The organism is Streptomyces sp. NPDC029152 (assembly GCF_055564355.1).
In genome coordinates this window covers 287,352-307,275 of record NZ_JBVHWR010000008.1, presented here as the reverse complement: position 1 = coordinate 307,275, position 19,924 = coordinate 287,352, and the positions used below count along the sequence as shown (strand labels likewise).

Below are 19,924 nucleotides of genomic sequence, written 5' to 3'. Positions count from 1 at the left end.
TCGCGATCCCGTGAGCTCCGTCATCTACGCGCGTAGGCGTAAACCGGCTACCCTCATCGGCGTGAACGCATCTCTTCTTCCGGACGACATCCAGGGCGACCCCTACGCCGCCGCCGACGCCGCCGCGGCCCGCCTGCGCGAACTCACCGGCGCCGAGACCCACGACGTAGCCCTCGTGATGGGCTCCGGCTGGGCACCGGCCGTGGACGCCCTGGGCGCCCCCGAGGCCGATCTCCAGGTCACCGACCTGCCGGGCTTCCCCAAGCCCGCAGTGGAGGGTCACGGCGGCAAGATCCGCTCGTACTCCATCGGCGACAAGCGCGCGCTGGTCTTCCTCGGCCGCACCCACTACTACGAGGGCCACGGCGTGGCCGCCGTCTCCCACGGCGTCCGCACGGCCGTCGCCGCCGGCGCCAAGACGATCATCCTGACCAACGGCTGCGGCGGCCTGCGCGAGGGCATGCGCCCCGGCCAGCCGGTCCTGATCAGCGACCACATCAACCTCACCGCCACCTCCCCCATCGTCGGCGCGAACTTCGTCGACCTCACCGACCTCTACTCCCCCCGCCTGCGCGCCCTGTGCAAGGAGGTGGACCCCACGCTGGAGGAGGGCGTCTACGCCCAGTTCCCCGGCCCGCACTACGAGACGCCGGCGGAGATCCGCATGGCGCGCGTCATCGGGGCCGACCTGGTGGGCATGTCGACGGTCCTGGAGGCGATCGCCGCCCGCGAGGCGGGCGCGGAGGTGCTGGGCATCTCGCTGGTGACCAACCTGGCGGCGGGCATGACGGGCGAGCCCCTCAACCACGAGGAGGTCCTGCAGGCGGGCCGCGACTCCGCGACGCGGATGGGCGCGCTGCTGACGCAGGTGCTGGGGCGGCTGTAACCGACGCGGGGCGAGCCACGTGACCCGGCGCGGGTGCGGGTCGGGGTGGATCACGTGGCCCGGCGCTGCCGGGGTGCCCGGCGCGGGGGTGGACGCGGGGCGGGTTCGCCCGGCCCGGCGCTACGGGGGTGCCTCCCCCACTCTCGGCTTCGCTCGAGCGGGGGGACCCCCACCGCCCACCCGTGCCGCCCCTGGGGGCACCTCCCAGGCCGTTCAGGCACTGGGGGAGGCACGACTGCCCGCAGCTACGGCGGGCGGTGCATGGCGGCTGCTCGCAGCTGGGGCGGCGGCGTATGGCGGCTGCCCGCAGCCGGGGCGGCGTGGTGCGACGGCGGGGGAGCCGCGTACGGCGGGAAGGGGACGTGTCGGGGGGTGTCCGCCCGCAGCGGTTGGCGCGTCAACGCCCCGCCTGCTGGTCAGTACCCGATTCCGCGCCGTTCCGAGGACGGACACCCCCCGACGCGGCCCCAACCCACCACCGGACCCAAGGCGCTACCCGCACCCCCACCACACCCGCACAGGCGCCGCAGGCACCCCGCACCCCCACCGAACCCGCACAGGCCGCCGCAGGCACCCCGCACCCCCACCACACCCGCACAGGCCGCCGCAGGCAAGACGTACGACCGACGCACCGACCACACGAGAGGCTGACCGACGTGCAAGACGACGACCTCCTCGCACGCGCCAGGACATGGCTGGCCGAGGACCCCGACGCGGACACCCGCGCGGAGCTCGCCGAGCTCATCGACACCGAGGACCACGCCGAACTCGCCGCACGCTTCGCCGGCACCCTCCAGTTCGGCACCGCGGGCCTGCGCGGCGAACTGGGCGCCGGCCCGATGCGCATGAACCGCTCCGTCGTCATCCGGGCCGCCGCAGGCCTCGCCGCGTACCTCAGGAAGCAAGGCCACACCGACGGCCTCGTCGTCATCGGCTACGACGCCCGCCACAAGTCCGCGGACTTCGCCCGCGACACCGCCGCCGTCATGACCGGCGCCGGCCTGAGGGCGGCCGTCCTCCCCCGTCCCCTCCCCACGCCCGTCCTGGCGTTCGCCATCCGGCACCTCGGCGCGGTCGCCGGAGTCGAGGTCACCGCCAGCCACAACCCGCCCCGCGACAACGGCTACAAGGTCTACCTCGGCGACGGCTCCCAGATCGTGCCCCCCGCCGACGCCGGCATCGCCGCGGAGATCGACGCCGTCCGCTCCCTGAACGACGTCCCCCGCCCCACCACCGGCTGGCAGACCCTGGGCGACGACGTCCTGGACACCTACCTCGCCCGCACGGACGCGGTCCTCGCCCCCGGCTCCCCCCGTACCGCCCGCACCGTCTACACGGCGATGCACGGCGTCGGCAAGGACACCCTCCTCGCCGCCTTCGAACGCGCCGGCTTCCCGGAGCCGGCCCTCGTCGCCGAGCAGGCCGACCCCGACCCGGACTTCCCCACCGTCGCCTTCCCCAACCCGGAAGAGCCCGGCGCGATGGACCTCGCCTTCGCGAAGGCCCGCGAGACCGACCCGGACCTGGTCATCGCCAACGACCCGGACGCCGACCGCTGCGCCGTCGCGGTGCACGACGGCACCGACTGGCGCATGCTCCGCGGCGACGAGGTCGGCGCGCTCCTCGCCGCCCACCTGGTCTCCCGCGGAGCGCACGGCACGTTCGCCGAGTCGATCGTCTCCTCCTCCCTCCTCGGCCGCATCGCCGAGAAGGCGGGCCTGCCGTACGAGGAGACCCTGACCGGCTTCAAGTGGATCGCCCGCGTGGAGAACATCCGCTACGGCTACGAGGAGGCCCTCGGCTACTGCGTCGACCCGGAGGGCGTCCGCGACAAGGACGGCATCACCGCGGCGCTGCTGATCACGGAACTCGCCTCCGCCCTCAAGGCGGAGGGCCGCACCCTCCTCGACCTCCTGGACGACCTCGCCGTGGAGCACGGCCTGCACGCCACCGACCAGCTCTCGGTGCGTGTCGAGGACCTCTCCCTGATCGCCGCCGCGATGCACCGCCTGCGCGAGCAGCCCCCCACGCGCCTCGCCGGTCTTCCGGTCACGAGGGCCGAGGACCTCACCCGGGGCACGGACACGCTCCCGCCCACGGACGGCCTGCGCTACACGCTCGACGGCGCCCGGGTGATCGTCCGCCCGAGCGGCACGGAGCCCAAGCTGAAGTGCTACCTGGAGGTGGTCGTCCCGGTCGCCGCGCACGCCGGCCTCCCCGAGGCCCGCGCGAAGGCGACGGAGCTGCTGACGGCGCTGAAGCGGGACCTCTCGGCAGCGGCGGGCATCTGACGGGCCCCGGCCCCGGCCTCCGGCCCCGACGACGGGGTGCCTCCGCCCGGCGGCACCCCATCGGGTGATTTACCCCCACCCGTTGACCCGCCCTGCACCTCCCTGGCCGCCCCCCGGGCAACGGTGGACCGGAAACCGCACCACCGAGCACCGCCAGGGAGCCGCCGCCGTGTCCTCGACCGCCCCCCGAACGACCCAGAGCGGACACATCCCGGGCACCCGGCGCCCCCACACCCGCACGGCCGCCCCGCCTCCCCCGCAGCGCAGCGCCCGGGCCCGCGCCCGGCGGCTGCTGCGGGCCGCGCGCCGCGCCGCCCCGGCTCTCGGCGCCTATCTCGCCGTACGCGTCACGGGCCTGCTGCTGCTCGCCGTCTGGGCCCACCGCCGGCACCAGGACCTCTGGACGGTGCTGGCCGCGCAGTGGGACTCCGACTGGTACCTCGGCATCGCCGACCACGGCTACACCCGCGAGCTCGGCACCGCCCTGAACGCCAACGACCTGGCCTTCTTCCCGCTCTACCCGGTCCTGGTGAAGGCGGTGGCCGTCCTCACCCCGGGCACCCGCGCCTCCACGGGCCTCGGCATCGCGGTCGTCGCCTCGCTGGTCGCCGCCTGGGGGATCTTCGCCGTGGGCGACCGGCTGTACGGCCGGCGCGTCGGCGTGCTGCTCACCACGCTGTGGGCCGCGTTCCCGGTCGGCGCGGTGCAGTGGATGGGGTACACCGAGTCGCTGTTCACGGCGTGCGCGGCCTGGTCGCTGTACGCGGTGCTCAGCGGCCGCTGGCTGTGGGCGGCCGGCTGCGCCGTACTGGCGGGCCTGACCCGGCCGACCGGCATCGCGGTGGCGGCGGCGGTCACCGCGACGGCCCTGGTGCACCTCGCCCGCCACCGCACCCTCCGCCCCCGCGTCCTCGCCGCCGCGGTGCTCGCACCGCTCGGCTGGTGTGCGTACATCGGCTGGGTGGGCCTGCGGCTGGGCCGCTGGGACGGCTACTTCGCGGTGCAGCGGCTGTGGCACAACGAGCTGGACGGCGGCCTGCGGACGCTGCACCAGGTGCGCTGGCTGCTGTGGCGCGACCCGACGCCGCAGCTGTTCCTGGTGATGGTGACCCTCACGCTGATCGCGTCGGTGGTGCTGTTCGGCCTGTCGGCGTGGGACCGCCAGCCGCTGCCGCTGCTGGTCTTCGCCGGCGTCCTGCTGGTGATCGTCCTGGGCAGCGGCGGGGTCTACTTCCCGAGGGCCCGCTTCCTGCTGCCGGCCTTTCCCCTGCTCCTGCCGGCGGCGGTGCACCTGTCCCGCGCCTCGGGGCGGCACCGCGCGCTGACCCTGACGGCGGCGGTGCTGGGTTCGGCGTACTGCGGGGCGTACATGCTCCTGGTCTGGCCGGCCGCGCCGTAGCGGGACGGCCCACGACGGCCGGCCGGATCACCCCACGGCCGGGAGACCGGAAGTCCAGAAGACCGGGAGACCGGGAGACCGGAAGTCCAGAAGACCGGGAGACCGGAAGACCGGAAGACGGGGAGACCGGAAGGACCGTCACCCCAACCCCAGCAGCACCGCCAGCAACACGGCCCCCACCACCGCCGGCACGACGATCTCGTAGGCCCAGCGGACGGTGACCCCGTCCCGCGCGGCGCCGTCCTGCTCCGGGGCCCGCAGTTCGCGTGCCTCGAGCAGTTCCCGCAGCTCGTCCATGGCCCGGTCGCCCTCCGCCCGCACCGGCCCGTCGGCGAGGGCCCCGGGCCCGGCGCCACGGGCGCCGCCGGTCAGGTCCCCGAGGCCGCCGCGCCCGCGGGTGTCCCCGGCCAGGCGCCGCTCCTCCCGCCGCACCGCCTTCTTGCGGGCCCGCAGCGAGACGGGGATGGCCCACAGCTGGTACTTGGTGCCGTCCTGGGTGCGGACCTCGTTGGAGTAACCGGACCGCAGCGAGGCGACCTGGTCCCAGGGCAGCACGACGACGCGGAGGGGGTTGCGCACGCGCAGCCGCTCCTCGTTCGCGAAGACGGCGGGCCGCACCGTGTAGGCGGCGGCGAGCGGCACGAGGAGCAGCATCGCGGCGAGCGCCTTCCACGGGGTGTCCCCCTCGCCGGAGACCACCGCGTCGATGCCGAGCCAGGCGACGAGGGCGAGCAGCAGGACGCCGCCGAGGATGCCCGCGGGCGAGCGGTAGACCCGGTCCTTGGGCGCGGGTGCCGAAGGATGGGGCGAGGGTGACTGGGGCTCCGGGGTCGTCATGCTGCCGATTGTGCCCGACGGGCCGGGCGTCCTTCGGCCGCGGTGCCGGCCGGCGGGACGAGCGCCGGGGACTGTACAGCCGCTACGCGCGTAGATATGCTCGGCTGGTGACCATGCCCACCACTGCATCCGCTGCACCCGTTGCATCCGCTGCGTCCTCCCACGGACTCACGGACGTCACCGCGTCCGACAGCACGCTGCGCCGCTTCCTCCACGGGCTGCCCGGCGTCGACGCGGTCGGCCTGGAGGCGCGCGCCGCCTCGCTCGGCACCCGTTCCATCAAGACCACCGCGAAGGCGTACGCGCTGGACCTGGCCATCTCCATGGTCGACCTGACGACGCTGGAAGGCGCGGACACCCCGGGCAAGGTCCGGGCGCTCGGCGCCAAGGCGGTCCGCCCCGATCCGACGGACCGGACGAGCCCCGCCACGGCGGCCGTCTGCGTCTATCCCGACATGGTGGCCGTCGCCAAGGAGGCCGTCGCCGGCTCGGGCGTCAAGGTCGCCTCGGTCGCCACGGCGTTCCCGGCGGGCCGCGCCTCGCTGGCCGTCAAGCTGGCCGACGTGCGCGAGGCCGTCGCGGCGGGCGCCGACGAGGTCGACATGGTCATCGACCGCGGGGCCTTCCTCGCGGGGAACTACATGAAGGTGTACGACGAGATCGTCGCCGTGAAGGAGGCCTGCGGGACGTCCGCCCGCCTGAAGGTCATCTTCGAGACCGGCGAGCTGTCGACGTACGACAACATCCGCCGCGCGAGCTGGCTCGGCATGCTGGCGGGTGCCGACTTCATCAAGACGTCCACCGGCAAGGTCGCGGTCAACGCCACGCCCGCCAACACCCTCCTCATGCTGGAGGCGGTCCGCGACTTCCGCGCGCAGACGGGCGTCCAGGTCGGCGTGAAGCCGGCCGGCGGCATCCGCACCGCGAAGGACGCGATCAAGTTCCTGGTCCTGGTCAACGAGACGGCGGGCGAGGACTGGCTGGACAACCACTGGTTCCGCTTCGGCGCCTCCTCGCTCCTGAACGACCTGCTGATGCAGCGTCAGAAGCTGGCCACCGGCCGCTACTCCGGCCCCGACTACGTGACGGTGGACTGATCACCATGGCACCTGTTTTCGAGTACGCACCGGCGCCCGAGTCCCGCGCGGTCGTCGACATCGCCCCGTCGTACGGCCTGTTCATCGACGGCGAGTTCACCGAGGCGGCCGACGGCAAGGTCTTCAAGACCGTCTCGCCGTCCACCGAGGAGGTCCTCTCCGAGGTCGCCGAGGCCGGTGAGGCGGACGTCGACCGCGCGGTGAAGGCCGCCCGCAGGGCGTTCGAGAAGTGGTCGGCGCTCCCCGGCTCCGAGCGCGCGAAGTACCTCTTCCGCATCGCCCGGATCGTCCAGGAGCGCAGCCGCGAGCTGGCCGTCCTGGAGACCCTGGACAACGGCAAGCCGATCAAGGAGACCCGCGACGCGGACCTCCCCCTGGTCGCCGCGCACTTCTTCTACTACGCGGGCTGGGCGGACAAGCTCGGCCACGCCGGCTTCGGGGCGGACCCGAAGCCCCTCGGCGTCGCGGGCCAGGTCATCCCCTGGAACTTCCCCCTCCTGATGCTGGCGTGGAAGATCGCCCCGGCACTGGCGACGGGCAACACGGTGGTCCTCAAGCCCGCCGAGACGACCCCCCTCTCCGCCCTGTTCTTCGCGGACATCTGCCGTCAGGCCGGCCTCCCCAAGGGCGTCGTCAACATCGTCACCGGCGACGGCCGCGCCGGAGCCGCGCTGGTCGCCCACCCCGACGTGAACAAGGTGGCCTTCACCGGCTCCACCGCCGTCGGCAAGCAGATCGCGCGCACGGTCGCGGGCACCCGCAAGAAGCTGACGCTCGAACTGGGCGGCAAGGGCGCCAACATCGTCTTCGACGACGCCCCCGTGGACCAGGCCGTCGAGGGCATCGTCAACGGCATCTTCTTCAACCAGGGCCAGGTCTGCTGCGCGGGCTCCCGCCTCCTCGTCCAGGAGTCGGTCCACGACGAGGTGCTGGACTCCCTCAAGCGCCGCCTGTCCACGCTGCGCCTGGGCGACCCGCTGGACAAGAACACCGACATCGGCGCGATCAACTCCGCCGAGCAGCTGGCCCGGATCACCGCGCTCGCCGACCAGGGCGAGGCGGAGGGCGCCGAGCGCTGGTCTCCGTCCTGCGAACTGCCCTCCTCCGGCTACTGGTTCGCCCCGACGCTGTTCACCAACGTCACCCAGGCGCACACCGTCGCCCGCGACGAGATCTTCGGCCCGGTGCTGTCGGTCCTCACCTTCCGCACCCCGGACGAGGCCGTGGCCAAGGCCAACAACACCCCGTACGGGCTGTCGGCGGGCATCTGGACGGAGAAGGGCTCGCGCATCCTCGCGGTCGCGAACAAGCTCCGCGCGGGCGTCGTCTGGTCCAACACGTTCAACAAGTTCGACCCGACCTCGCCGTTCGGCGGTTACAAGGAGTCGGGCTTCGGCCGCGAGGGCGGCCGCCACGGCCTGGAGGCGTACCTCGATGTCTGACCAGAACCGACTGAGCGTCTTCAAGACCTACAAGCTGTACGTGGGCGGGAAGTTCCCGCGTTCCGAGAGCGGCCGGGTGTACGAGGTGACCGACGCAAAGGGCAAGTGGCTGGCGAACGCCCCGCTCTCCTCCCGCAAGGACGCCCGTGACGCGGTGGTCGCCGCGCGCAAGGCGTTCGGCGGCTGGTCCGGGGCGACGGCGTACAACCGCGGCCAGATCCTGTACCGGATCGCGGAGATGCTGGAGGGCCGCCGCGACCAGTACGTCGCGGAGGTCGCCGACGCCGAGGGCCTGTCGAAGTCCAGGGCGGCCGCGGTCGTGGACGCGACGATCGACCGCTGGGTCTGGTACGCGGGCTGGACCGACAAGATCGCCCAGGTGATCGGCGGCGGCAACCCGGTCGCGGGCCCGTTCTTCAACCTCTCCTCCCCGGAGCCGACCGGTGTGGTCGCCGTCCTCGCCCCGCAGGAGTCGTCCTTCCTGGGCCTGGTCTCGGTCGTCGCCCCGGTCATCGCCACCGGCAACACGGCGGTGGTGATCGCGAGCGAGAGGTCCCCGCTGCCGGCCCTCTCCCTCGGCGAGGTCCTGGCCACCTCCGACCTGCCCGGCGGCGTGGTCAACATCCTCTCCGGCCGTACGGCGGAGATCGCCGCGCCGCTCGCCGCCCACCAGGACGTCAACGCGATCGACCTGACGGGCGCCGGCGAGGCGCTGGCGAAGGAGCTGGAGATCGCGGCGGCGGACAACCTCAAGCGCGTCCTGCGTCCACAGCCTGTGGGCGACTGGTCGGCGACGCCCGGCACCGACCGCATGACGGCGTTCCTGGAGACCAAGACGGTCTGGCACCCCACGGGTTCGCTGGGCGCGTCCGGCTCCGCGTACTGAGGCACCCGCGAGCGAGCCGCGTCCTTCCCCCGTCCGGGAGGGGCGCGGCTCCGCGCGTGCCGGGCGACGACGGGCGCCGGCGCGGCACGCCGGGCGTTCGGGGTGCTCCGGGACGCCGTGTCGGCACTGCGGAGGGTGACCGGTCCACCGCGCGGCGTCGCCGGGGTGTGACGCGCGCTGCAAAGCCCGCCCGCGGGCTCGTACGGCGACCGGCCGATGCCTCACACTGGTGTCCCGTGACCTCCCATCCGCCCATACCGACGCGAGTCGTGCTGCTCTGCGGCCCCTCCGGCTCCGGCAAGTCCCTCCTCGCCGCCCGCTCCGGTCTCCCGGTGCTGCGGCTCGACGACTTCTACAAGGAGGGCACCGACCCGACGCTGCCGCTGGTGGCGGGGGGTTCCGACATCGACTGGGACCACCCCGGCTCGTGGGACGCGGACGCGGCCGTCGCCGCGATCACCCAGCTGTGCCGGTCTGGCCGCACGCAGGTGCCCGTCTACGACATCTCGCTCAGCGCCCGCACCGGCGAGGACGCGGTCGACATCGGACGCACCCCGTTGTTCCTCGCGGAGGGCATCTTCGCCGCGGAGATCGTCGCGCGCTGCCGTGAACTGGGCGTCCTGGCCGACGCGCTGTGTCTGAGCCGGGGGCCGCTGACGACCTTCCGCCGACGCTTCCTGCGGGATCTGCGGGAGGGCCGCAAGTCCGTGCCGTTCCTGCTGCGCCGCGGCTGGCGGCTGATGCGTCAGGAGCGGACGATCATCGCCCGGCAGACGGCCCTGGGCGCCCACGCCTGCGACCGGGACGAGGCGATGGGCCGTCTGGCCGCCGCGGCGGCGGGCCGGCGCCCCACGGCACGTACGGCTGTTTGACGGACGTACGCGGGCGCGTACGCGGGGAGACGCAAAGAGAACGGGACTGGACGGACCCCCCGGCCCTCCAGTCCCGCTTCCTTGTACTCCCCCGTGTTCCCCGTTCCCCCCGCTTCCCCCGTCCCCCGTCGTTCCCCCGTGGTGCTTCCCCGTGAGTAAGAGCCCGGGAGCGCCCCCGTGATACACCCGGACTCCAACTTTTTTTCCGCGGGTCCCCCCAGGACCCCCGGGCCCTCAGGCGACCAGTTCGCCGAAGGCGTCCTCCCGGTCACGGCCGAAGCTGAGGGCCTCGTCGTCGCGCAGCCGGCGCAGCGAGCGCCAGATGCTGGACTTCACCGTGCCGACACTGATGCCGAGGATGTCCGCGATCTCCGGGTCCGTGCGGCCCTCGTAGTAGCGCAGGACCAGCATGGTGCGCTGGAGTTCGGGGAGCCGGGCCAGCGCCTGCCACAGGACCGTGCGCAGTTCGGTGCCGCGCATGGCGTCCGTGTCGCCGGGCGTCTCCGGCAGTTCCTCGGTCGGGTACTCGTTGAGCTTGCGGCGCCGCCAGGCGCTGATGTGCAGGTTGGTCATGGTGCGGCGGAGATATCCGCCGACGGCCGCCTTGTCGCTGATCCGGTCCCACGCCCGGTAGGTCGAGAACAGCGCGCTCTGCAGCAGGTCCTCGGCCTCGAAGCGGTCGCCGGTGAGGTGGTAGGCGGTGGCGTACAGGGAGGCGCGGCGCTCCTGGACGTAGGCGGTGAACTCCGCCTCCGACAGCGAGCTCCGCTCCCCCGGGCCCTCCCCGTACGTCGTTCCCCCGTGCGTTCCCCCCTTGGCCGCGTCCACCACCGTCATGTAGGTGATGTGCTGCCGTCCGGCGCCGCGAGCGCACCCCCGCCCGCTCACGGCACCGGACTTCTCGGAAGACCGGTGTGTGTGCACGTCGTGCAGACGCGTGACCACTGCGCTGGTGCTGGTGCCCTTCAGCGTGTTCATCTCGCGCCCCCCGTCGTGGACTTCCGGTGTTCGACCTGCTGTGTTGCCCGTGCCGAAAAGCTTGCCGCGCCCACTTCATGGCCGTGTCCGCCGACTGTCACAGACCTGTCACAGGGGTCGGCCACAGTTGCGCCACGGATCCTTCACAGGGCCCGTCGGCGGGTCGGGAGTCCATCCGGGCCCGCGGGTCGAACCCCGGCCCCTCCATGGGCCAGAATGAGCCCGTGCCTTCCCTGTTGCTGATCGAGGACGACGACGCCATCCGGACGGCCCTGGAGCTCTCTCTGACGCGCCAGGGCCACCGCGTGGCGACCGCTGCCAGTGGTGAGGACGGTCTGAAGCTGCTGCGCGAGCAGCGGCCGGATCTGATCGTGCTGGACGTGATGCTGCCCGGCATCGACGGTTTCGAGGTGTGCCGGCGCATTCGGCGCACCGACCAGCTGCCGATCATCCTGCTGACCGCGCGCAACGACGACATCGACGTGGTCGTCGGCCTGGAGTCGGGCGCCGACGACTACGTCGTCAAGCCCGTGCAGGGCCGTGTGCTGGACGCCCGGATCCGGGCCGTGCTGCGGCGCGGGGAGCGGGAGTCGAGCGACTCGGCGAGCTTCGGCAGCCTCGTCATCGACCGGTCGGCGATGACCGTGACGAAGAACGGCGAGGACCTCCAGCTCACGCCGACCGAGCTGCGGCTGCTGCTGGAGCTGAGCCGGCGGCCGGGGCAGGCGCTGTCGCGGCAGCAGCTGCTGCGGCTGGTGTGGGAGCACGACTACCTCGGCGACTCGCGGCTGGTGGACGCCTGTGTGCAGCGTCTGCGCGCGAAGGTCGAGGACGTGCCGTCGTCGCCGACCCTGATCCGTACCGTGCGGGGCGTGGGCTACCGGCTGGATCCGCCTCAGTGACACAGGAACACCAGGGGGGTTCGCACGGCTGGGCCGCGACGCGCAAGGGGGTCCGGTCCCGGCTGCGCCTCACCAGCCTGCGCCTCCGGCTGGTCGTCGTCTTCGGGCTCGTCGCGCTCACCGCCGCCGTGTCGGCGTCCGGCATCGCGTACTGGCTGAACCGCGAGGCGGTGCTCACCCGTACCCAGGACGCCGTGCTGCGCGACTTCGAGCAGGAGATGCAGAACCGGGCGGGTGCGCTGCCCGCGCGCCCCACGCAGGACGAGTTGCAGCGCGCCGCGGGGCAGATGGCCAGCAGCAGTCAGCGCTTCGGCGTGCTGCTCGTCGCCGAGGACGCCGACGGCCGCGCCGTGTACGGCAGTTCGGGCGGGCTCGGCGGCTTCTCGCCGGCCGACGTGCCCGAGTCGCTGCGCACCGCGGTGAACAAGCAGCAGAAGGTCTCCTCGGCCAACAAGTACCCGTACCACCTGTACTGGCAGCGGGTCGTCGAGGACGGCACCCCCTACCTCGTGGCGGGTTCGAAGGTGATCGGCGGCGGGCCGACCGGGTACATGTTCAAGTCGCTGGAGCCCGAGGCCAAGGACCTGAACTCGCTGGCCTGGTCGCTGGGCATCGCCACCGGGCTCGCGCTGCTCGGCTCCGCGCTGCTCGCCCAGGCCCTGGCGACGACCGTGCTGAAGCCGGTGCACCGGCTCGGGGTCGCGGCGCGGCGGCTGGGCGAGGGCAAGCTGGACACCCGGCTGCGGGTCTCCGGCACCGACGAACTGGCCGATCTGTCCCGGACGTTCAACAGCGCGGCGGAGGCGCTGGAGAAGCGGGTCGCGGACATGGCCGACCGCGAGCAGGCCTCGCGGCGCTTCGTGGCGGACATGAGCCACGAGCTGCGCACGCCGCTGACGGCCATCACCGCCGTCACGGAGGTGCTGGAGGACGAGCTGGAGTTCGAGGGCGGCGGCATCGACCCGATGATCGAACCGGCGGTGCGGCTGGTGGTGAGCGAGACCCGGCGGCTGAACGACCTCGTGGAGAACCTGATGGAGGTCACCCGCTTCGACGCGGGCACCGCCCGTCTGGTCCTGGACGACGTCGACGTCGCCGACCAGATCACCGCCTGCATCGACGCCCGCGCCTGGCTGGACGCCGTCGACCTGGACGCCGAGCGCGGCATCCACGCCCGCCTCGACCCGCGCCGCCTGGACGTCATCCTGGCCAACCTGATCGGCAACGCGCTCAAGCACGGCGGGTCGCCGGTACGGGTCTCGGTGACGCGGGCGGACCACGAGGTCGTCATCCGGGTGCGGGACCACGGCCCCGGCATCCCCGAGGACGTCCTGCCGCACGTCTTCGACCGCTTCTACAAGGCGAGCGCCTCCCGGCCCCGCTCCGAGGGCAGCGGGCTCGGCCTGTCCATCGCCCTGGAGAACGCCCACATCCACGGCGGCGAGATCACCGCCGAGAACTCCCCCGAGGGCGGTGCGGTGTTCACGCTGCGGCTGCCGCAGGACGCGTCGGTGCCCGCGGAGGAGGACGCCGGGGACGCGGCGGCGGGTGACGGCGACGGGGGCGGGGACGCGGACCGGGACCGGGGCAAGGACGCGAAGGGACAGGGCTGATGACCGTACGCCGCCTGCCGGCACTCCTCGTGCTCCCCCTGCTGGCCGTGCTGCTCGCCGGGTGCGGGATCCGCGCCACCGAGGTGCCCACGGACTACGGCCCCGCGCCCTCGCGGGTGCGCTGCTCGCTCGCCGGGCCGGACGGGGCCACCACCGGCATGCCGGTGCGGGTGTTCCTGCTGTGCGGCTCGTCGCTGGTCGGCGTGGACCGGGCGGTACGGGTCCCGGACGGCGCCGCCGGTGCCGCACGGCGGGTGCTGGTCGCCCAGGGGCTGCTGGACCAGCTCGCCGTGCCGCCGTCGGCCGCGGAGAAGGAGGCCGGGTACACCACGGACGTGCGCGCCGGCGTCACCGTGGAGGGACCCCGCCCCGGCGACCCCGAGGACACCCTGCGGCTCGGCACCGCGCCCGGCGACCTCACCTCGTACGCCCTCGCCCAGGTGGTCTGCACCTTCTCCGACTCGGCCGCGGCCGAGGGCGACGGTTCCGTGGTCCTGGCCGGGCCGGACGACCGGGCCCCGCGCCGCTACACCTGCACGGACGAGGTCCGCGCCCGGCCCGGCGGCAGCGAGCCGCCCTCGCGGGCCGTCGCCGGCGGCTGACGCCGGGCCCGGGGGCCGTGTGGCGCAAGCCTCACCCTCGGGTGGGAGGGTCCGGAACCGACCGAGCCGGAGGCCGCGTCTAGGGGGGCGTGCAGCGTCAAGGGTTCATCGGCGGCAGCGCCCCGCACCGCATCCGTGTGACAGGAGGTGTCCTCCTCGTCGCGCACCTCGCGTTCGTCGCCTGGTACACCCTGCGGCCGCTGGACGTCCCCTGGGTCCTGCCGCCCAACGTGCAGCCGCTCGCCGGTATCCGCGCCGACCTGGCGCTGGGCTGGCCGGCGGCGGCCCGCTCCCTCGGCGGAGCGCTGGCCCTGCTGGCGCCGCTGGGGGTGCTGCTGCCGATGGTGAACGGGCGGCTGGCCGTGTCGCCGACGGCCTCCCTGCTGCGCACCACGGCCGCGGGCGCCCTGCTGTCGCTGGGCATCGAACTGCTGCAGACCGGGGTGCCCGGTCAGGTCGTGGACGTCGACTCGCTGCTGCTGAACACCCTGGGCGTGGCCCTCGCCCACCTCGCCGTCGTCCCCGCGGGCCGGGCGCGGCTCCGCCGCAGGTCCGAGCGGGAGCACCGGGAGGACGTTCCCCGGGAGGAGCCGGCTCAGGGTCGGACCCCGACGATTCCCAGGGTCGGTATCGCACCGTAGAGCGACGCTTTGTTCCGTTCGTCTCCGTAGCGTGGAGGGCAGATGAGGGGCGGTCGACCGACAGCCTCCGCCACACGCTCACGAAGGAGCCGCGATGTCCCGCCTCGCCCGCCCCACCCACGGCCGCATGATCGGCGGAGTGTGCGCCGCGCTGGCACGGCGCTTCGGCACCTCCACCACCACGATGCGGGTGCTCTTCGTCCTCTCCTGCCTGCTGCCGGGCCCGCAGTTCCTGCTCTACCTCGCCCTGTGGATCCTCCTGCCGTCGGAGGAGAAGGCGGCGCGGACGGCCTGGTGACGGGCGCGCGCGGGCGGTGCCGGCGGCCCGCCCGGACCCGCCTGTCCTTCTGGTGCGCCGACGGGGCGCACCCGGTGTCCGGGTGCGCCCCGTCGGCGCGTGGAGCGGGTGGGGATCAGTCGCCCAGCGACAGACCGTTCGTCGACAGGTCGTGCGCGGGCAGCGTCCGCGGCGGCAGCGCCTGGGCCGGCAGGGTGTGCGCCGGCAGTCCGCCGAGGAGGCCCGTGGCCTGATCGGCCGGGCCGTCGGCGAGCTTCCCGCCGAGCGTCTGTCCGGCGGCCGGCTGCGTGGCGGTCAGACCCGCGCCCGCCACCTGGCGTCCCTGCTCCAGCACGGTGCCGGCGCCCGGTGCCACCTGGGAGACGGCCTCGGCGGGGAGCGTCCGGGCGACGGAGCCCACGGTCCCGGCGGCGTCCGGGAGCTGCGGCGCCGCGTGGGCGGCGCCCGCGCCGACGGCGGCGAATGCGGCACCGAGGGCGGCGACGCCGAGGGTCTTGGCAGCAGACTGCTTCATGAAATGCGTCCTCGAAATGGATGACGGGGATGTGAGCGGTTCTCGACCGTAAACACGCGGCACCGTCCACCGCAAACATCGAAATGCGGACGGATGGTGAACACCCCTCCGCGGACCGCTTTCCCCCTCGGCGCCGCCCAGCCCTTATTCTTCCGAAGAGCCGCTGGTGGAGGCCGTCTGCTGGAACAGCCATTCGGACTTCAGTTCCGCATATCCCGGCTTGATCACGTCATTGATCATGGCCAGTCGTTCATCGAAAGGAATGAACGCTGATTTCATCGCATTGACGGAGAACCACTGCATGTCGTCGAGCGTGTAACCGAACGCGTCGACAAGGTGCTCGAATTCCCGGCTCATGTCCGTGTGGGACATGAGCCTGTTGTCCGTGTTGACGGTGACGCGGAAGTACAGCCGGCGCAGCAGGCCGACGGGGTGCTCGGCGTACGAGTCCGCCGCCCCGGTCTGGAGGTTGGAGCTGGGGCACAGCTCCAGCGGGATCCGCTTGTCCCGCACGTAGGAGGCGAGCCGGCCGAGCTTGACCGTACCGTCCTCGCGGACCTGGATGTCGTCGATGATCCGCACCCCGTGCCCGAGCCGGTCGGCGCCGCACCACTGCAGGGCCTGCCAGATGGACGGCAGCCCGAAGGCCTCGCCGGCGTGGATGGTGAAATGATTATTCTCCCGCTTGAGGTACTCGAAGGCGTCGAGGTGCCGGGTGGGCGGGTGGCCGGCCTCGGCGCCCGCGATGTCGAAGCCGACGACGCCGAGGTCGCGGTACCGGTTGGCGAGTTCGGCGATCTCCAGGGAGCGGGCGGCGTGCCGCATGGCGGTGAGCAGGGCGCCGACGCGGATGCGGTGGCCGTTCTCCCGCGCCCGGCGCTCGCCCTCGCGGAAGCCCTCGTTGACGGCCTCGACGACCTCCTCGAGGCTCAGCCCGGCCTCCAGGTGCTGCTCGGGGGCGTACCGGACCTCGGCGTAGACGACCCCGTCCTCGGCGAGGTCCTCGGCGCACTCGGCGGCGACCCGGACGAGGGCGTCGCGGGTCTGCATGACGCCGACGGTGTGGGAGAAGGTCTCCAGGTACCGCTCCAGCGATCCGGAGTCGGCGGCCGCCCGGAACCAGGCGCCGAGCCGGCCGGGATCGGTCTCGGGGAGGTTCCCGTACCCGGCGGCGCGGGCGAGGTCGACGACCGTGCCGGGACGCAGCCCGCCGTCGAGGTGATCGTGCAGCAGAACCTTCGGTGCCCGGCGGATCTGGTCCGGCGTCGGAGTCCTCCCGGCGGTCTTCGCGCCGGCCTTCGCGGTGTTCTGGCTCGTCATTCGCGCACTCTAGTTCCCTACGCGCGCAGAACGGCAGGACTACGGGCGAGCAGGGACAGAAGTGTCCGCCCGTGGGGAAATCCCCCGGCGCACCGGTGTACGCCGCCGCCGAAATGTAACGGTGCCCGCGAGGACGGGTCGCGTCCACCTCGTCTTCTGAGAATGTTCTGTCATGGCACAGCAAGCGACGCCGGTCCGTCGGGCCCGGCTGGGGCGAACGCTCGGTCCTGAGGGGACGGCGGTCAGCGGTGTGGTGCTGCTGCTCCCCGGTGGCGACGAGGTCTCCGGCCGCCGGCCGTCTCCGCTGCTGGCGACCGCGTCGGTCCGCGCGCTGGGACGCCGGCTGGCGCGCGCGGGCCGGGACGAGGGCCTGGCCACGCACGTCGTCCACTACAGCTACCGGGGCTGGAACGGCGCCGAGGCGCATCTCGCCCGGGACGCCGACTGGGCCGCCGCCGAGGCCGTGCGACGCTACGGCGACGTCCCGGTCTGCCTCGCCGGCGTCGGCATGGGCGGCCGGGCGGCGCTGCGCGCGGGCGGGCACGAGGCCGTCAACTCCGTGCTGGCGGTCGCCCCCTGGCTGCCCGACGAGGACGTGGCGGCGGAACCCGAACCGGTGAAGCAGCTCGCCGGGCGCCAGGTGCTGATCGTGCACGGCACGAACGACGCGCGCAGCGACCCCGAGCTGTCGTTCCGGCTGGCGTCCCGGGCGAAGAAGGCCAACCGTGACGTGTGCCGGTTCGAAGTGCACTCCGACGGACACGGGTTGCGGCACTACCGGGACGAGGTCGTCGCGCTGGCCGAGGACTTCGTGATGGGCACGTTGTTCGGGCGGTCCTTCTCGCGGCCCGTGGAGGACGCGCTGGCCGCGCCGCCGCCGCTGGGGCTGCGGATGCCGCTGGCGACGGGGTTCGGGAAGTCGCTGCGGCGGTAGGGGCGGGTTCAGCCGGGGAGCAGGTTGCCCCTCCTGGACAGCAGGAACTTCTTGAAGGCCGCCACCGGGGGCGTGTCCGTGCGGCCCGCCAGCCAGGCGACGCCGATCTCGCGGGCCGCGCGCGGTGACGTGACCGTCAGTTCGACCACGCCGGGGCGGGGCACGGTCGGCGGCGGCAGGAGCGCGACGCCGAGGCCCGCGGCGACCAGGCCGCGCAGCGTCTCCGCCTCCTCGCCCTCGAAGGCCACCCGGGGCCGGAAGCCGGCCGCGCCGCAGAGGTCGTCGGTGATGCGGCGCAGCCCGTAACCGGGCTCCAGGGTCACGAAGTTCTCGTCGGCCGCCTCGGCGAGGCGGATGCGCCGGCGGGCGGCCAGCGGATGGTCGGCCGGGACGACGAGGCGCAGTTTCTGCTCGTCCAGGCGGCGGGCGACCAGGTCGGGGGCGTCGGGGACCGGGGAGGTCAGGCAGAGGTCGAGTTCGCCGGCGCGCAGCCGCTCCAGCATGGCCTCGCCGTAGTTCTGGACGAGGCTGAAGCGGACGCGGGGGTGGTCGGCGCGGAAGGCGTGCAGCAGGCCGGGGACGGTCTCGGCGCCCATGGTGTGCAGGAAGCCGAAGGCGACCTTGCCGGTGGCGGGGTCGGCGTCCGCGCGCACCTCCTCGGCGGCGCGCCCGATCTCGGCGAGGGCGCGTTCGACGGAGCCGAGGAAACCGTGCCCGGCGGGGGTCAGGGCGAGGGTGCGGCCCCGGCGGACGAACAGGTCCACCCCGAGGTCGGCCTCCAGGCGGACGAGGGCGCGGGAGAGGGTCGACTGCGGGACGTTCATCTCCTGCGCGGCCCGGGTGACGTGCTCGGTGCGGGCGACACCGGCGAAGTGCGCGAGGCGCGGCACGAGCAGCGTGACGATGTCTTCTGTGTCACCGGACGGTGACAGGGACGCCCGTGAGCTCTGCTGATGCATCATGGGAACGATTATGGCGATTCCATGCATTGGACGGATGAGTCTCGTGCTCCGTACCTTCGCAGCATGACTCCCGCCGATACCGGGGCGTCCACCACCGTGGGCGCCGCTGCATCCGTCTCCCCCGCCCCCTCCGTCTCCGCCGCCGTCGCCGACTCCCGGATGGCACCGGGCGGTCCCGGCTACCGCCGGATGAGTTTCGCCCTCTTCCTCGCGGGCGTCGCGACCTTCGCGCTCCTGTACTCCACCCAGGCCCTGCTGCCGCTGATCTCCGGCGACCTCGGGGTGTCGGCGGGCGACGCGAGCTGGACGGTGGCCGCCGCGACGGGCGGCCTGGCGGTGTTCGTCCTGCCGATGAGCGCCCTGTCGGAGCGCTTCGGACGGCGTACGGTCATGACGGCGTCGCTGGCGGTCGCGGTGACCGTCGGGCTGCTGGTGCCCCTCGCCCCGTCGCTGCCGGCGCTGGTCGCGCTGCGCGCGGTGCAGGGCGCGGCACTGGCCGGGCTGCCGGCCTCGGCGACGGCGTACCTCGCGGAGGAGGTGCGGCCGCGGGCGCTGGTCACCGCGATCGGACTGTTCGTGGCGGGCAACAGCGTCGGCGGCATGAGCGGCCGCGTCATCACCGGCTGGGTCGCGCAGGAGTGGGGCTGGCGGGCCGCCGTCGGGGTGATCGGCCTGGTCGCGGTGGCGTGCGCGGTGGCCTTCCGGCTGCTGCTGCCGGCGCCGCGGCACTTCACGGCGGGGTCGCTGCGCCCCCGGGTCCTGGTCAGCACGGTCCGCGACCACCTGTCCGACCCGCTGCTGCGCCGCCTGTACGCGATCGGCGCGCTGTTCATGACGGTGTTCGGCGGCGTCTACACGGTGATCGGTTACCGCCTGACCGAGGCCCCGTTCTCCCTGCCGCAGGGGGTCATCGGCTCGATCTTCCTGGTGTACCTGGTCGGGACGGTCTCGGCGTCCGCGGCGGGCCGGCTGGTGGGCCGGCTCGGGCGCCGCGGGGCCCTGTACCTGGGCGGCGGCACGACGGCGGCGGGTCTGCTGCTGTCCCTCGCGCCCTCGCTGCCGCTGGTCCTGCTGGGGCTGGTGCTGATCACGGCGGGCTTCTTCGCCGGGCACGCGGTGGCCTCGTCGGCGGTCGGCAGGACGGCCACGCACGGCCGCGCCCAGGCGTCGGCGCTGTACCAGTCCGCCTACTACATCGGCTCCAGCGCGGGCAGCACGGTGGGCGCGGTGGCCTTCCACTCCGGCGGCTGGGCCGGGACGGTCGGGGTCGGGCTGCTGGCGGTGCTGGGCGTCGTGGCGATCACGGCCCTCGGGACGCTGGCGGCGCGCCGCCAGGGCGCGGGCGCTCCGGTCCGGACTCTGGGCGTCACCCGCTGACCTGTGCTTTTCCCGACTCCACGGGCCATTGTCAGTCCCCTGCGGTAGCTTCCGAAGTGCGAGGCGCGAAGAC

General features: G+C 73.5%; 19 protein-coding genes. 14 read left to right on the top strand and 5 right to left on the bottom strand.

Annotated elements, in window-relative coordinates; all coding sequences use genetic code 11:
• The first annotated feature begins 61 nt into the window (after positions 1-61).
• The 3 genes from ACZ4V6_RS19655 (at position 62) to ACZ4V6_RS19645 (ending at position 4,576) form a co-directional block, all read left to right on the top strand.
• Positions 62-886 (top strand): purine-nucleoside phosphorylase, encoded by an 825-nt coding sequence (locus ACZ4V6_RS19655; RefSeq protein ID WP_122615924.1) that lies wholly within the window; start codon positions 62-64, stop codon positions 884-886.
• 647 nt (positions 887-1,533) lie between these two features.
• Positions 1,534-3,177, top strand: coding sequence for a phospho-sugar mutase (locus tag ACZ4V6_RS19650; protein WP_467828990.1), 1,644 nt, complete (start codon positions 1,534-1,536; stop codon positions 3,175-3,177).
• Positions 3,178-3,346: 169 nt separating this feature from the next.
• Positions 3,347-4,576, top strand: a complete 1,230-nt coding sequence (locus ACZ4V6_RS19645) for a hypothetical protein (RefSeq protein WP_467828834.1) — start codon at positions 3,347-3,349, stop codon at positions 4,574-4,576.
• Positions 4,577-4,714: 138 nt separating this feature from the next.
• Here the strand turns inward: ACZ4V6_RS19645 and ACZ4V6_RS19640 are convergent, their stop codons facing one another.
• Complete coding sequence (locus ACZ4V6_RS19640; protein WP_467828832.1) at positions 4,715-5,413, bottom strand: PH domain-containing protein; 699 nt, start codon at positions 5,411-5,413, stop codon at positions 4,715-4,717.
• A 113-nt stretch (positions 5,414-5,526) separates the two neighbouring features.
• Here ACZ4V6_RS19640 and deoC point away from each other — a divergent pair, with 113 nt between their 5' ends.
• The 4 genes from deoC to ACZ4V6_RS19620 all read left to right on the top strand — a co-directional run bounded on the left by deoC (position 5,527) and on the right by ACZ4V6_RS19620 (position 9,710).
• Positions 5,527-6,510: a deoxyribose-phosphate aldolase gene (gene deoC, locus ACZ4V6_RS19635; RefSeq protein ID WP_467828988.1), complete on the top strand. Its 984-nt coding sequence runs from the start codon at positions 5,527-5,529 to the stop codon at positions 6,508-6,510.
• Between the two features lie 5 nt (positions 6,511-6,515).
• Positions 6,516-7,952, top strand: a complete 1,437-nt coding sequence (locus ACZ4V6_RS19630) for an aldehyde dehydrogenase family protein (RefSeq protein WP_467828829.1) — start codon at positions 6,516-6,518, stop codon at positions 7,950-7,952.
• Positions 7,945-8,838, top strand: coding sequence for an aldehyde dehydrogenase family protein (locus ACZ4V6_RS19625; protein ID WP_467828827.1), 894 nt, complete (start codon positions 7,945-7,947; stop codon positions 8,836-8,838). Before ACZ4V6_RS19630 ends, ACZ4V6_RS19625 begins: the two co-directional genes overlap by 8 nt.
• Positions 8,839-9,005: 167 nt before the next feature.
• The gene (locus tag ACZ4V6_RS19620; protein ID WP_467828824.1) at positions 9,006-9,710 is read left to right on the top strand and encodes a uridine kinase family protein; all 705 of its coding nucleotides are present in this window, start codon (positions 9,006-9,008) and stop codon (positions 9,708-9,710) included.
• 234 nt (positions 9,711-9,944) lie between these two features.
• Here ACZ4V6_RS19620 and ACZ4V6_RS19615 read toward each other — a convergent pair whose 3' ends face one another.
• Complete coding sequence (locus ACZ4V6_RS19615) at positions 9,945-10,688, bottom strand: SigE family RNA polymerase sigma factor (RefSeq protein WP_467828822.1); 744 nt, start codon at positions 10,686-10,688, stop codon at positions 9,945-9,947.
• A gap of 224 nt (positions 10,689-10,912) precedes the next feature.
• Here ACZ4V6_RS19615 and afsQ1 point away from each other — a divergent pair, with 224 nt between their 5' ends.
• The 5 genes from afsQ1 to ACZ4V6_RS19590 all read left to right on the top strand — a co-directional run bounded on the left by afsQ1 (position 10,913) and on the right by ACZ4V6_RS19590 (position 14,744).
• Positions 10,913-11,590, top strand: coding sequence for a two-component system response regulator AfsQ1 (gene afsQ1 / locus ACZ4V6_RS19610; protein ID WP_029394402.1), 678 nt, complete (start codon positions 10,913-10,915; stop codon positions 11,588-11,590).
• A complete protein-coding gene (locus ACZ4V6_RS19605; RefSeq protein WP_467828820.1) occupies positions 11,587-13,203 on the top strand; it encodes an ATP-binding protein in 1,617 nt (538 codons plus the stop codon). The genes afsQ1 and ACZ4V6_RS19605 overlap by 4 nt, the downstream gene beginning before the upstream one ends.
• Positions 13,203-13,805 (top strand): hypothetical protein, encoded by a 603-nt coding sequence (locus tag ACZ4V6_RS19600; RefSeq protein ID WP_467828817.1) that lies wholly within the window; start codon positions 13,203-13,205, stop codon positions 13,803-13,805. Before ACZ4V6_RS19605 ends, ACZ4V6_RS19600 begins: the two co-directional genes overlap by 1 nt.
• A gap of 89 nt (positions 13,806-13,894) precedes the next feature.
• On the top strand, positions 13,895-14,446 hold the full coding sequence (locus ACZ4V6_RS19595; RefSeq protein ID WP_467828815.1) for a VanZ family protein: 552 nt from the start codon (positions 13,895-13,897) through the stop codon (positions 14,444-14,446).
• Between the two features lie 94 nt (positions 14,447-14,540).
• A complete protein-coding gene (locus ACZ4V6_RS19590; protein WP_467828812.1) occupies positions 14,541-14,744 on the top strand; it encodes a PspC domain-containing protein in 204 nt (67 codons plus the stop codon).
• A 115-nt stretch (positions 14,745-14,859) separates the two neighbouring features.
• Here ACZ4V6_RS19590 and ACZ4V6_RS19585 read toward each other — a convergent pair whose 3' ends face one another.
• Together ACZ4V6_RS19585 and ACZ4V6_RS19580 are read right to left on the bottom strand one after the other, a co-directional pair.
• Positions 14,860-15,258 carry an ATP-binding protein gene (locus tag ACZ4V6_RS19585; protein WP_467828809.1) on the bottom strand — a complete coding sequence of 133 codons (399 nt, stop codon included), beginning with the start codon at positions 15,256-15,258 and terminating at the stop codon, positions 14,860-14,862.
• Positions 15,259-15,402: 144 nt separating this feature from the next.
• A complete protein-coding gene (locus tag ACZ4V6_RS19580) occupies positions 15,403-16,578 on the bottom strand; it encodes an adenosine deaminase (protein WP_467828807.1) in 1,176 nt (391 codons plus the stop codon).
• A gap of 172 nt (positions 16,579-16,750) precedes the next feature.
• On the opposite strand from ACZ4V6_RS19580, the gene ACZ4V6_RS19575 reads away from it, so the two are divergent.
• Complete coding sequence (locus tag ACZ4V6_RS19575; RefSeq protein ID WP_467828805.1) at positions 16,751-17,512, top strand: alpha/beta hydrolase; 762 nt, start codon at positions 16,751-16,753, stop codon at positions 17,510-17,512.
• A gap of 8 nt (positions 17,513-17,520) precedes the next feature.
• Here the strand turns inward: ACZ4V6_RS19575 and ACZ4V6_RS19570 are convergent, their stop codons facing one another.
• Positions 17,521-18,474 carry a LysR family transcriptional regulator gene (locus ACZ4V6_RS19570; RefSeq protein ID WP_467828802.1) on the bottom strand — a complete coding sequence of 318 codons (954 nt, stop codon included), beginning with the start codon at positions 18,472-18,474 and terminating at the stop codon, positions 17,521-17,523.
• A 63-nt stretch (positions 18,475-18,537) separates the two neighbouring features.
• On the opposite strand from ACZ4V6_RS19570, the gene ACZ4V6_RS19565 reads away from it, so the two are divergent.
• Positions 18,538-19,851, top strand: coding sequence for an MFS transporter (locus ACZ4V6_RS19565; RefSeq protein ID WP_467828799.1), 1,314 nt, complete (start codon positions 18,538-18,540; stop codon positions 19,849-19,851).
• Positions 19,852-19,924: the final 73 nt, after the last annotated feature.